Origin of the sequence: Paenibacillus eucommiae (genome assembly GCF_017874215.1) — a bacterium.
GTDB classification, from domain to species: domain Bacteria; phylum Bacillota; class Bacilli; order Paenibacillales; family NBRC-103111; genus Paenibacillus_AI; species Paenibacillus_AI eucommiae.
In genome coordinates, this window is the sequence record NZ_JAGGLB010000001.1 from 242,189 (window position 1) to 255,024 (window position 12,836).

The window sequence follows — 12,836 nt, forward strand, 5'->3', positions numbered from 1 at the left end:
CCTTTTCTTTTCTTATTACTTTTCAATTAGCTGCTATTCACTACTCATTTCAGTAAAATTAATTTTGCGGACTTTGAGCCGCGTTAAGCAGGCGCCATCCTCAGGTTCACCCGCGCAGTAAGCAAGAAGAAAAGCATCCTCCACAAAATGAATGGCCGTATAGCAATAGCCTCCACCCTGCTCTTCCTCCAGCTCGGCGGCAAAAAATTGTTCCCACGTCTTGCCCTCATCCTTGCTCACAGCCCCGACCAACGGAGTGCGTCCCCAGGAAGTAACATGATCAATAGGCCGGGTCTGATAATTAGGAATCGGGTTCCAAACCGCCAATAAATGTCCGCTTCCCGGAATCCGCTTCATGGATAATGGTGATGCCGGTGAAGTGAACTTGGAAGGCGCCGGCGGCGTCCAGGTATCCCCCCCGTCCAAGGAGAACATTTCATACTGCATGCCCTGATCGGTTCTGGACCAGGACCAGACCACGCCACTCGCAAGCTCTATGGCCCCTGGCTCCTGCAGACCGCTTCTTGACCATGTTACCGGCATGGAACAAGATTGCTCGCCTTGCCTCCAAGTCGTTCCATCATCATCCGAGATGAAGAAAAAGGCATGCCCCTTCTCATCAAAGCCGCTCCAATCGGTTGTGTTGTTTCCACGGATCTTGTGAAAAGCAGCAGGGACCAATAATCTGCCTGACTTCAGCCTGATTACCCGGTCATTGTTAGTCACATAGTATCCGAGACAAGGTACACAGCAGACAGGCTCTCCCCACGTTTTCCCTTCATCGGATGACCGTCTTAAGTGAAGCCGTGTGTCGTGCCAGCCTTGACGAATAACATAGAACAAGCCGATATCTTCATTCCCCATTCTCAACAGTGAAACACTCATAATATTAAGCGCGTTGTATTCCTCTGGAACGGCGATAATTTCATCGTCGCTCCATGTATCGCCCTGATCCTCCGAAACACGAGCGGCGATACATGCCTTTGCGTCATCATGGTAGGACCCGCCGATAAACCGGCTGTACACAAGAAGCACCCGGCCATCCTTTAAATTGAGGAAAGCCCCTTCACTATTACGCGGATTTCCTGGTGTAGGACGTAGATCCAGCACAACATTGCCCTTTTTTTGCATTTCTGATCGTCTCCTTTTATATCTATTTTTTTATAAGATAATTCCGCTAGGACTGAAGAACGCCCCCTCCAGCGCGCACGACCGAGAGTATCTGCTACTTAACGATGTTTTTCATCGTTAAAAGCACCAGGTCCGCTCCAATCCTTACTTTAACGATGAAAAACATCGTTAAATGAAGCACACGCTCAAACAGACTGCCAGTAGAGGTTGCTTTGAACACTTTTTTGAGTTGCTAACAGTTAATTGACAGCCAGACAGCCTCACCAGAGCCGTGATTTGTTAGTTTTTATACCAAACCATTTAAACCAAACCATTTAAGCCTTGCTCCAGATCGCCGATTAAAGAATCAATATGCTCAAGTCCTACAGAAATCCGGACCAGGCCTGCTCCCTGCGGTATGCCCAGATGCCACGCGAGCTGCTCATCAACCTTCATAGGTCCTATCAAGCTTTCGAAGCCGCCCCAGCTTGGTCCGATCTCATATAGCTTCAATCCGCGCAGCGCTTCCATAATCTGTTCATAGGAGCGATTGACGATAAAGCCCATTACGCCCGAGTAGCCACTCATTTGCTTCTGTCCGAGCTCATATTGCGGATGACTGGGCAAGCCCGGATAGAAAACCTGCGAAACCGCCTCGTGCCGCTCCAAAAAAGTCGCCATCGCCAAGCTGCTTTGCTGGTGCTGCAGCATCCGCACCGGAAGCGTGCGCAGACTGCGAATCAGCAGCCATGCCTGATGAGGATCCATGACCGCTCCGAACAAGCCTCTTTCCCGGAAGTTCAGCTCCTCCAGAACCTCCGCCCGGCTTACGATCGCCCCACCCAGAATATCGCTGTGGCCACCGAGATATTTCGTCGCGGAATGAATGACCATGTCGATCCCGAAGTTAAGGGGATTCTGAAACAGCGGAGTCGCCCAGGTGTTGTCGATGACTGTGGCAATGCCATAGGCCTGAGCCAGCTTGGCAACAGCGGCCAGATCCTGCATCGCAAAAATAAGCGATGAGGGGCTTTCCAAATAAATAAGCTTCGTATTAGGCTGTATCGCTTGCTCGAACTCTTCTACAGCGGCGCCGGAAACATAGGTGATTTCAATCCCGAATTTCCGCAAGTAGCTATCAAGCAGCTCCCTCGCCCGCGGGTAGACGCTTTTAATACAAATGATATGGTCGTCCTTGGACAACCAGTGCATAACAGCGGCGCTTACAGCCGCCATGCCGGAGGAAAAGCATTTGGCCGCCTCCCCTTCTTCCAGTGCTGCTATTTTCTTCTCGGCGATTTCAATCGTCGGGTTGCTTTCCCTCGTGTAGGAATAACCCTGATCGGACGTTTTCTGGGTAAATAGCGTATTTTGGAAAATTGGAGGAACTATCGCGCCCAAATAACGCTCATAATCATCGCCCAAATGCGTGCAGATATCCTCTTTACGGCTGTACGAATTCAACATCCCCGCTCCTTCATATTTATTTTGCCACTGTATACTTCTATCCTGTTGTACACGTATCCTGCTCCTTATATACATCTAAACATTTTCTATATTATATTTCTATATTTCTAGTCTTCTAGTCTCCTAGCCTTCTAGCCTTCTAGCCTTCTAGCCTTTAATAGATCCGGTCAAAACCCCTTTGACGAAATGCTTTTGCAAAAAGGGATACACAAAAATAATCGGCAGCGTCGTGACCACGATCATCGCTCCGCGCAAACTCTGCGAGGTAGGCTTGCTGGACAAAGTCCCCATAATCTCCGAGCTTAAATCCTGACTCGTCATCGTCAGCACGACACGCCGCATCAGCACCTGCATCGGCATCTTGTTCACGTCATTGATATAAATGGTCGCATCGAACCAGGCATTCCAGTGCCCCACGGCATAGAAAAGCCCAATTGTGGCAAACGTCGGCATGCTCAGTGGAACTACGATACGGGTCAAAATCTTCAAAGGGGAGGCCCCGTCTATCGTCGCAGATTCCTCCAGGCTCTCTGGTAATTGCGAGAAGAAGCCTTTCATAATGATGAAGTTCCAGGCGCTGATAAGGCTCGGGACAATCATGACCCAGAACGTATTGATCAAATATAAATACTTCAGCAGTAAATAAGTCGGGACGAGACCACCTCCGAAGAGCATCGTAATCACAACCATCGTGATGAAAAAATTCCGGCCAGGCAGCGATTTACGCGCCAATCCATAAGCAAGCATCGAGGTAAAAATCAAATTAAGCGTCGTCCCGATCGTGACTCTAAGCAGCGTGATGCCGTAGGCATTGTACAGAACGGAGCCTTGCCCCAGCAGCACCTTGTAGGCAGCAAAATCAAGCTTATCGGGAATAAGTATAAAGCTCCCTCTGCGAATCAATTCGCTCTCCCCGACCATGGAGGTAGAAACAACGACCAGGAAAGGAATAATAAACAGCAGGGTGAGCACCGACAGAGCGGAATAATTGAAGGTTTGGAACACTTTTTCACTAAGGGTTGTTTTACCTGGCTGCATCGATTTCCACCTTTCTACCATATCCCTTCCTGGTCGAATTTTTTGGCAATGTAATTTGCACCCAAAATAAGCACTACAGCAATCACAGATTTAAACAAGCCAACTGCTGCTGCAAAAGAATACTGCACTTCTACAAGCCCTTTGCGGTACACATAAGTATCAATAATATCCGACACGCCGTACACTGGAGGCGAATATAGCAGGAAAATCTGCTCGAAGCCAGCATCCATAATGCCACCGATCGCCAAAATAAACAAGATCACGATCATATGGCTAATACCGGGAATCGTTATATTCCACATTTGCCGAAATCTCCCCGCACCATCCACTCGTGCCGCTTCATACAGCTGCTGATCCACACCCGCAATGGCAGCCAGGTAAATGATACTACTCCAGCCCACCTCCTTCCAAATGCTCGTAATGACCAGCATCGGCCGGAAGTAATGCGTGTCCGTCATAAAAATGATTTTTTCCAAACCAACGGCCTGCAAAATCCCGTTCATAAACCCGTCTACATTCAAAATTGTCGTCACAAGCCCTGCAAGCACAACCATCGATATAAAATGCGGCAGGTAGGAGACGGTTTGCACCATTTTTTTGAACAGTGTATGCCTAACTTCATTAATCATCAGAGCCAAAATAACAGGTGCAGGAAAGCCGAATAATAGCTTGTAAAAGCTGATTGTCAGCGTATTTCCAATAATATTCCAGAAGTAATAGGAGCCCATAAAATTTCTAAAATGCTTCAGCCCAACCCATTCTGATTGAAAAATACCCTTCAGCCCATCAAAGGGCGAAATATCCTTAAACGCAATAATAACTCCATACATAGGTATATAATGAAAAACTAAAAAATATAGAATTCCCGGTATTACCAGCATATAAAATAAGCGATGCTTATTTATATTTCTCAACGTGTGTGATTTCACGGAAGTTCAGCCCCGCTTTCTGTCATTTGCACACCGTATCAGGCATTGCAGCATGGAGATTTGCAGATCTGGTGATCTGGAGCCATGCCCCAATGCCTGATACATGTCTGATCCTATTGAAGGGACTGCTTATTTGGATGCACTAGCTTTGTTGTATTGGTCGGTGTACACTTCAATCCACTTCTCCAGCCCCGCCTTATTCAATTCCTGCAGGAACTTGTCATAATCAGCCAAAGGTCTGGCCCCCATAATAAATTTGACAACTTCTTCTTCAATCATCCGGTTGATATCAGCCAGTGTAGGAATATTATCGGATATTGCCTTCTGGTCGAAGCGGAAATCCACCTCGAAGGTAGCCGGCTTTTTCACCCGTGACATGTCGGTCAAATAATTACGGATATAGACGAATTGCGGCTCAGATACCGGATCCTCCTGCTGATATTTCACCGTCTGGGCAAATGAGGAGCCAGCAAGCAGCTCGCCGAGGTAATCGCGATTTAATTTTTTAATAATCTTTTTTTCTTCATCCACGTATTCCCAGTGCTTTCCTTTAATACCGAACATGGCGATAAAGAAATTTTCCAGATCGGATTGTATCCAATTGACGTATTTCATTGCTGCTTCTGGGTTCTGAGCATTTTTGCTGATCATCTGCCCGTTGCTGCTGACGCTTGAAGTTGTTGTAATCAGGCCTTTGGGTCCTTGCAAATCAGCGGCCACTTCATATTTGGCATCCGGGTTCGTTTCCCGCAGAACACTATCATTCGCCAAAACCCTTGTGTACCAGATTGCACCCGTAGCTACGCGATTTTGCTTCACCAAATCGATCATTTGATTTTTGTTGATCGAGAACGCTTCTTTATAGATGTATCCCTTCTTGTACCAATCAGCCATTTTCGCCACAAAATCCTTATAACCCGGGTTGAGCACAACCGGCTTCACTTTGCCATCCGAATCCAGCCAATTGCCATAGCCCACATCCATAAAGCCTGCTGCCAGCGCATTGTTGAGACCACTCAGGTTAGTTAACATCGGAATGGTTTGGCCTGCTCCTGCCGGATCATTGTCCTTGAATGCCTTTAGTACAACTTCGTATTCATCCATTGTTTTGGGCATTTGCAGATTCAATTTTTTCAGCCAGTCGGTTCTGATCAGTACGGTATCGCCTGCGATTGACGGCAGCTCGGGTATCGCCCATATTTTACCGTCCGTTGTGGATACAGCATCCCATGAGGTTGCCCACTCTTCTGGCCAAAACTTTTTAACGTTTTCCCCGTATTTATCCATTAACTCGTTCAGCGGCTGGGCTGCTCCCTTTACCTGATGCTCTGCCATGGACCCCATAAACAGATCCAGCGGTTCATTGGAAGCGAGCAAAATATTTAATTTGTCAGCTTCTGAGCCTCTCGGGGGTACAATCCCGATCACTTCAATTCCGGTTTTCTCCTTAATATATTGTCTAACCTCTTCGATCGCTTCCGGTTTGCTCGTATCCGAGGTAACAGACAACACCCCTGTATTGTTGTAAACGTATACTTTTTCTATCTTTTTCTCTTCCCCATTCGTTCCTTTGGCCGTTGTCTCTGGTGATTGCGTAGAACCACCCGATTCCTTCGTCGAGCATCCGATCATAGTTGTGATCATAAGGCTTAAAATTGCGATGGATATTAGAAGCTTTTTGTTCATTGACTTAACCCCTCCCCTATCATTAGAAAACGGTTTCATTCCATCCTATCGTTCAATTCCGTTCGTTCGGCCGACCGGCGCTAAAGCAGCAATTGAATACTCTAATTGTAAGTCCAGCGGGCTAGATCGGAAATGCCTCATATTAGGCATTCATATCCATTCCTATGACATCATATCAAAGAAGGTATGATGTCACAGGTAGAGATACCGCGGCTTTCACGGCTTTCGCTTATTCTTCTATATGCATTTTGCGGTATTCACCTGGAGTTGTTCCTGTGAAATCCTTGAACAGCTTAATGAAATAGGTAGTTTTGTGATAGCCGACTTCATCGCCGATTTCTTTAATTTTCAGCCCGGTTTCGAGCAGAAGCTTCTTGCTTTTGTCAATGCGCTTGCGGGTCAAATACTCAGAGAACGACTCTCCCGTCTTTTCTTTGAAAATGCGGCTTAAATAGGACGGGGTTATACGCAGCTTATCCGCTGCCACGGCAAGTGACATATTGCTGCCGCAATCCTGCTCCAGGATATCTATGACCTGATCGACATGACGATTATATTTCTCTTTAAATGCGCCGCCAATATGCTTGGAGAGCAGCCCAATGACCTCTTCCAGCCAGCTGACAACCTCGCTCACATCCTTTTTTTGCAGCAGCACACTGTACAAATTCTCTTTCTCCTGCAAAATACGGTTCAAATCCAAGCGCAGATCGCTCGTTGTTGTAACAAGGATGCCAAACAATTGAAAGAATGCCTGCTGGATTTGCCGATAATGCACCTTGCCCTGCTGTGACTGAATTTCCTGGGTAATCTCCGCAAAAACCCGCAGCGCCTGCTCGGTCTCGCCATTGATCAGATAACCGTTCAGCACCGTTTCTTTATCCTTCGGATAAACAAATACAGGGGTGCCCTCTAATCTGACATCCTCAATATAAATCACCTCGCAAAGCCCGGTTATACTGCGATAACGCAGCGCCTCCCGCGCCTCGCGATAAGCATGCTTCAGCTCATAAATATCCCGGCAATAGGTGCCGATGCCTATGGAGCATTTCAGCCCAAGAAGCTGCTCCGCCTCCTGAATCATCTGCTCGGCGAAAAGCATATGCTCCATGAAGGCTTCCTCATCGCAATTAATAATGCCGACGAAGAAGCCGTCCGACATTTCCATTATAAGCCTGCTGTGTTCGGCCGGAATAATGGCTTCCATCATGTCGATAATTTGCAGCTTTTTAATATTATAATGCTCCACATCGGATGTTAGCTCGTCCGTTTCCTCAAGAGCAACAGCCATAAGCATCAAGCCATCAAGCGCCAGATTTAAGCCTAGAAACTGCATACGGTCCATAATCTCTTCTCTGCTGCCCGGCTTTAAAATCAGTGAACGCATAAAAATTTCCCTGTAAGCTGGAACACTCTCCTTGAGCCGCACCTGCAAGCTTACCCGATCCTCGAAAGCCTCCTCTAGACTGCTGCGAATCATCGCAAGCTCATTGGAGCTTCTGGACGATGGAAACTCCGGATTGCTGAAGTTTTGATCTTTATTTTTGATATACTGGGTCAAATGGAAAATCGGATTGTAAATCCTTTTGCTCGTAATGAGTGCAAGCAGAATCGTAAACGTAACCAACAGGAAGCACGTAAGAACAATAATTCCCTTGATATTGGAGACGCTCCTATACAGCTCGTCCAGACTTGTCGCAGAAATAAAGGTCCAGCCAAGTATATCCGAGGTCATGTATGTGACCAGCATGCGTTTCCCTTCATACTTGCCTTCAAAGGTTTGCTCGGAGGCTTGCTCGGAAGTAGGAGCGGAAGCTTGATTAGAAGTAGGACCAGATGTAGGATCAGAAGCTTGATTAGAAGCTTGCCCGAGACGGGCGCGCAAACCAGCATCCTCGTTCACCGACTGGCTAAGTCCGCTCGAACGGTCGTACAGCATCAATTGGCCGCTGCCGGATAAAACGAAAAAAACATTGTCCGATTTATGCTCCAGCTTATTAACAAAGCTTTGGTAAATCAGCCCCGCATCCAAATTAATGACCAGAAAGTTGCCATCCACAGACGAACGATAAACGATAGGAATCACCTCTATCAATCTCCCGTCATCCTGCCTGGCCTTGCGCAAATCCATAAACATCGGGAAAGCATGCCCGGCTGCCGAGAATTCATCCCAACCCTTGTCGTAAAAGCTTTCACGCGTATACTGCAAACCTTCGGATGTAATGAGCACATTCTTCCACTTATCGTAGAAATAAATCGAATTGATAAAATCGTTAGACTGCTTTAAGAAAGACAAATTCCACGACATCGTCGCTTTGCTGGTCAAATAGCTGCCCAATATGGGCAAGTCCTCCTCAATCAGCTCACCTTTCAGCTCTTCATAATAGGAGCCGCGCGGAAAGCTTTCAAAGTTGCGTATCGTTTTATCCAAAGCCAACTGCTTAAAGCTTCCGTTAATTTGATTAATAATCATTTCGATAGCCCTGACAGTCTGCTTCAAATACTCCTGCTTGGCAACCTGCAGCTCCTGCTGCATCGTATTTTTGGCATTATGATAAATGACGATACTCATAATCAGAATAGGCAAAAGAGAAATCAGCAGCGTATAGCTGATCAACTTGTAATAAAAATTTTGGCTTCTTCTTGGAGCCAGCAGCCGATGATTCACCCTGCGCAAGAATTCCATGTAACTTGTCCCTCTTTCCCAAAGCATTACTTGCACTCCATTGTAAGCGCTATCTATATTGGCCGATAGCGCAAGATATTTATTATACTAACACATCGGAGCGTCGTTTCGGTAGAGCCAGCAGGTAAATCCCAAAAGGGCAGCCAGCAAGAATTCTCTCCCTTGGCTGAAGGAGATTCCCCATTGGGCGTTGACTTGGGCGCGGGGCAAGCGTAGGCGTAGATGTGGGTATAGATGCAGGCTTAGATGCTGGGGCTGGGGCAGATCCGGGTATAGTTGCAGGCGTAGTTGCTGGGGCTGGGGGCAGATCCGGGTATAGATGCAGGCGTAGTTGCTGGGGCTCGCGTAGATCCGGGCGCATCTTCAGATTCTTGGGATGAACAGCGGCTTAGCGGCTTCTTTAACGATGTTTTTCATCGTTAAAACGCTGTGCCCCCTCCTCAAACTTGAGATAACGATGAAAAACATCGTTAAAATCCCTTTTGTACACCCAGAGGGGCCATCCGGCCTCTTTTAGCGATGAAAAACATCATTAAAGTGACGGATTGACCTGGAACACTTACTTTAACGATGAAAAACATCGTTAAGTCGATAGCGCAGCAGGCAACCTAGCGACCCCGAGACACCCGAGACACCCGAATCAACTCGAAATACCTCGGGGGCAACTTGGGAGCAACTTGCCCAAATCGGATCGAGGGCGCTGGCTACTGGAAAAACTACTCGCAGACTGACTGCGCTCTCCCTACATGTATGCTTCTAATCGAGGCTCTGCATCAAAAAATCACAAAAACGGAGCTGTCCTAAGTCAGAAAGATGACTTGTACAACTCCGTTGAGGAAGTGCTATGAGATTCACTCTTTGACCTATAGTTTGGCCGATAGTTTGACCTAAGCTTGGCCTAATGCTTGGCTACAAACTCAGCTTCATGCTGGAGCTTTAAGCCCCAAATTGTGCCCGGTGCAGGCGGCTGTAAACCCCGCCAACAGCAGTCAGCTCCTCGTGGGTTCCCTGCTCAGCAATGCCCTGGTCAGCTACCACCAGGATGCGGTCGGCATCCTTGATTGTGGCCAGACGGTGCGCTATGACCAGTGTCGTCCTCCCCCGGGACAGCTCCGAGAGGGCAAGTTGGATGGCTGCCTCCGTTTCTGTATCAAGCGCAGAGGTCGCTTCATCCAGAATAAGAATCGGCGGATTTTTCAGAAACATCCGGGCGATGGACAGACGCTGCTTCTGGCCGCCAGAGAGCTTCACGCCGCGCTCGCCGATCATCGTGTCCAGACCTTCCGGCTGGGAAAGGATCAATTCCTCGAGCTGCGCGCGTCTTGCGGCCTGCCAGATTTCCTCCTCAGGTGCATGCAGCTTGCCGTAGGCAATATTGTCACGGATCGTCCCGTCGAAGAGGAACACATCCTGCTGTACGATCCCAATATGGGAACGCAAAGATTCCAGCGTCATCTGACGGATGTCTATGCCGTCGATGGTAATGGAGCCGCTATCCACATCATAGAAGCGCGGCAGCAGACTGCACAGCGTCGATTTACCTCCTCCCGATGGGCCGACTAGCGCTATGCTTTCCCCTGATCGCACAGACAGATTGACATTTTGCAGTACCTGCTCCTTGTTCTCATAACCAAAGCTAACGCCGTGGAATTCGATATCTCCGCGCAGGTTGGAGGCCGGCTTCGCATCAGGAAGGTCGTCTATATCAGGCGCCGTTTCGAGAAGCTCCAGGTAACGCTTAAAGCCGGCAATGCCTTTCGGATAGGTCTCAATAACGGAGCTGATCTGCTCGATCGGTGCCAGAAACACATTGGACAGCAGCAGAAAAGCAATAAATTCTCCATAAGTCATCTGCCCCTGGATAACAAACCAGGTTCCACATACAAGCACAAACAGCGATACAAATTTCATCAGAATGAAGCTGATCGAGGAGTTCCAGGCCATAATACGGTAAGTTAGCAGCTTCGTTAGCCGGAATCGCTCATTATTTTCCGCAAACCGGTTGATTTCATGATTCTCGTTGGCAAATGCCTGAACAACACGAATGCCGCTGACATTGTTCTCCACACGCGCGTTAAAGTCTGCAATATCTCTAAACATACGGTTGAAGGCACGTGACATTTTACCGCCAAAATACATCGACAAATAAATCATGAACGGAACGATAATAAAGGTCAGGACCGCCAGCTTCCAGTTGATGCCAAGCATGATGCCGAACGCTCCCAGCAGGGTCATGATGGCAATAAATAAATCCTCTGGCCCGTGGTGGGCAATTTCCCCAATATCCATTAGGTCGTTGGTCATACGGGAAACGAGGTGGCCCGTTTTGTTATTATCGAAGAACCGGAACGACAGTTTCTGTATGCGGTCAAACAGCTTTTTGCGCATGTCCGACTCGATGTTGATGCCCAGCTTATGCCCCCAGTAGGTCACTACATAATGAAGCGCCGAACTGATGATATAAATACCCAGAAGACCCAGACAAGCGAACAGAATCCATTTCCAGTTGCCGCTTGGAAGCAGATCATCAACGACCCTGTTAAGGGCAAGCGGAAAAACAAGCTCAAGCAGCGCAGCTAGAATGGCACATGAGAAATCAAGAATAAACAATCTTTTATAAGGACGGTAATAAGCATAAAAGCGTCTCAGCATTCAGAGTCAGCTCCCCCTTCGTTCTTTGGGCTATAGATAAGGAACCAGCCTGTCTGGCTAAGATTTGCTCCATGCTCCTAATTTAATTGATAACGATTATCATTGTCAACTTATTTTTAAGAAATGCTGGAGTGTTACCCGTTTTTAGTTCTTTTTTTGCAAAATGTCTCCGCTAATCTGCTCCATAACAGCAAGCTTGCCTAGCGCGAAAAAGGCTTCATTATAGTTCTGCCGGGTAGTCATGCGATACACGTGTCCGGACCGGACCGCTCTCAGATTGCTCCAGATGTCATTCTGCTCTAGCACATTCTGATCATTTTCCGCCAGCAGTAAAATATGATCCGCATCAAAGCTTGCCAGAGCCTCCAGACTCGTCACCTTTCCTCCCCATGGGTCAGGCTCGGGTGTTCCCGGCGCCATCGGCAAAGACAGGTCATTAAATAGGATAGCGGCAACGCCTGTACGGGAATAAATGCGAATTTCCTTTTGAGTAGCTTCGATGACAGCAAACGTCTCCTGTCCGGTAACCGCCTCAATCTGGCTGTGCAAATCGGCTGCACGCTCTTCATAGGATTTCAGCCAGCTCTTCATCTCTGTTGTCTTGTCCATAACCTCGGCTACAAAAGCGAAGCGGTCCCGAAACGCATTGAAGCCAAAGGGCACTCTTATAGTCGGAGCAATCTTCTCCAGCTGCTCATAAACTTTTTCCTGGGTCGGTCCGGCCAGGATCAAGTCAGGGCTGGCCGCTACTAATGCTTCCAGATTAATCTCTGTTTGGAACCATCCTGCTGTGCTCGTACTCTTTCCAAGCTTTTCTTTCACAATAGGTGTAAGCAGGGTAGGATCGGCCATGTCGGTATTGCCACTCAGTATCGGCTTGAAGCCAAGTATCAGCAGTTCTTCGGTCGAACCCGAAATATCCGCAATCCGCTGCGGATTGGCAGGGATAGTGACCTCCCCTTTGGCATCCATGACCTTACGAGTTTGTTGCCCCTCAGCTTCTTGCACTTTAACCGTGGCCTCTGGAGTTGTCCCCTCTTGTTCCTGTTTTGGTGTCGTATTCCCTTCTGAATTGCTGCAGCCGGCCAGCAGCAAAACAAACAAGAGAAAGATTCCCACATACGAAATTTTGTTCAATTGAATCATAGCCATTCCACCCCTTCATTGATAATTATTCTCACTAGAACGAGGATAAGAATATCATCTGACGGAAGCTATGGACTACCCGCAAACGGAGAATATGATGGCTGACGGATTTTATTTGCGCAAAA

Annotated in this window: 9 protein-coding genes; 1 reads left to right on the forward strand and 8 read right to left on the reverse strand. The window is 47.7% G+C overall.

Going from position 1 to position 12,836, the window contains the following annotated elements:
- Positions 1 to 33: 33 nt before the first annotated feature.
- From J2Z66_RS00810 to J2Z66_RS00835, 6 genes are all read right to left on the reverse strand, one after another.
- Positions 34 to 1,131 (reverse strand): sialidase family protein, encoded by a 1,098-nt coding sequence (locus tag J2Z66_RS00810; protein ID WP_209968651.1) that lies wholly within the window; start codon positions 1,129 to 1,131, stop codon positions 34 to 36.
- 300 nt (positions 1,132 to 1,431) lie between these two features.
- Complete coding sequence (locus J2Z66_RS00815) at positions 1,432 to 2,577, reverse strand: trans-sulfuration enzyme family protein (protein WP_209968654.1); 1,146 nt, start codon at positions 2,575 to 2,577, stop codon at positions 1,432 to 1,434.
- Positions 2,578 to 2,724: 147 nt separating this feature from the next.
- On the reverse strand, positions 2,725 to 3,615 hold the full coding sequence (locus J2Z66_RS00820; RefSeq protein ID WP_209968657.1) for a carbohydrate ABC transporter permease: 891 nt from the start codon (positions 3,613 to 3,615) through the stop codon (positions 2,725 to 2,727).
- 14 nt (positions 3,616 to 3,629) lie between these two features.
- Positions 3,630 to 4,544 carry an ABC transporter permease gene (locus J2Z66_RS00825; RefSeq protein WP_312894322.1) on the reverse strand — a complete coding sequence of 305 codons (915 nt, stop codon included), beginning with the start codon at positions 4,542 to 4,544 and terminating at the stop codon, positions 3,630 to 3,632.
- 129 nt (positions 4,545 to 4,673) lie between these two features.
- Positions 4,674 to 6,230: an extracellular solute-binding protein gene (locus tag J2Z66_RS00830; protein ID WP_209968660.1), complete on the reverse strand. Its 1,557-nt coding sequence runs from the start codon at positions 6,228 to 6,230 to the stop codon at positions 4,674 to 4,676.
- 229 nt (positions 6,231 to 6,459) lie between these two features.
- Entirely contained in the window at positions 6,460 to 8,913 is a 2,454-nt protein-coding gene (locus tag J2Z66_RS00835) for a helix-turn-helix domain-containing protein (protein WP_209968663.1), read from the reverse strand.
- 288 nt (positions 8,914 to 9,201) lie between these two features.
- Here J2Z66_RS00835 and J2Z66_RS43295 point away from each other — a divergent pair, with 288 nt between their 5' ends.
- Complete coding sequence (locus J2Z66_RS43295; protein WP_281068771.1) at positions 9,202 to 9,336, forward strand: hypothetical protein; 135 nt, start codon at positions 9,202 to 9,204, stop codon at positions 9,334 to 9,336.
- 513 nt (positions 9,337 to 9,849) lie between these two features.
- Here J2Z66_RS43295 and J2Z66_RS00840 read toward each other — a convergent pair.
- Both J2Z66_RS00840 and J2Z66_RS00845 read right to left on the reverse strand, forming a co-directional pair.
- Entirely contained in the window at positions 9,850 to 11,565 is a 1,716-nt protein-coding gene (locus J2Z66_RS00840) for an ABC transporter ATP-binding protein (RefSeq protein ID WP_209968665.1), read from the reverse strand.
- A 144-nt stretch (positions 11,566 to 11,709) separates the two neighbouring features.
- Positions 11,710 to 12,711, reverse strand: a complete 1,002-nt coding sequence (locus J2Z66_RS00845; protein ID WP_209968667.1) for an ABC transporter substrate-binding protein — start codon at positions 12,709 to 12,711, stop codon at positions 11,710 to 11,712.
- Positions 12,712 to 12,836: the final 125 nt, after the last annotated feature.

Bases quoted from the DNA above. Each gene is read 5' to 3' on its own strand.
- J2Z66_RS00810 (WP_209968651.1), bottom strand. From the start codon at position 1,131: ATGCAAAAAAAGGGCAATGTTGTGCTGGATCTACGTCCTACACCAGGA.
- J2Z66_RS00815 (WP_209968654.1), bottom strand. From the start codon at position 2,577: ATGTTGAATTCGTACAGCCGTAAAGAGGATATCTGCACGCATTTGGGC.
- J2Z66_RS00820 (WP_209968657.1), bottom strand. From the start codon at position 3,615: ATGCAGCCAGGTAAAACAACCCTTAGTGAAAAAGTGTTCCAAACCTTC.
- J2Z66_RS00830 (WP_209968660.1), bottom strand. From the start codon at position 6,230: ATGAACAAAAAGCTTCTAATATCCATCGCAATTTTAAGCCTTATGATC.
- J2Z66_RS00835 (WP_209968663.1), bottom strand. From the start codon at position 8,913: ATGGAATTCTTGCGCAGGGTGAATCATCGGCTGCTGGCTCCAAGAAGA.
- J2Z66_RS00840 (WP_209968665.1), bottom strand. From the start codon at position 11,565: ATGCTGAGACGCTTTTATGCTTATTACCGTCCTTATAAAAGATTGTTT.
- J2Z66_RS00845 (WP_209968667.1), bottom strand. From the start codon at position 12,711: ATGATTCAATTGAACAAAATTTCGTATGTGGGAATCTTTCTCTTGTTT.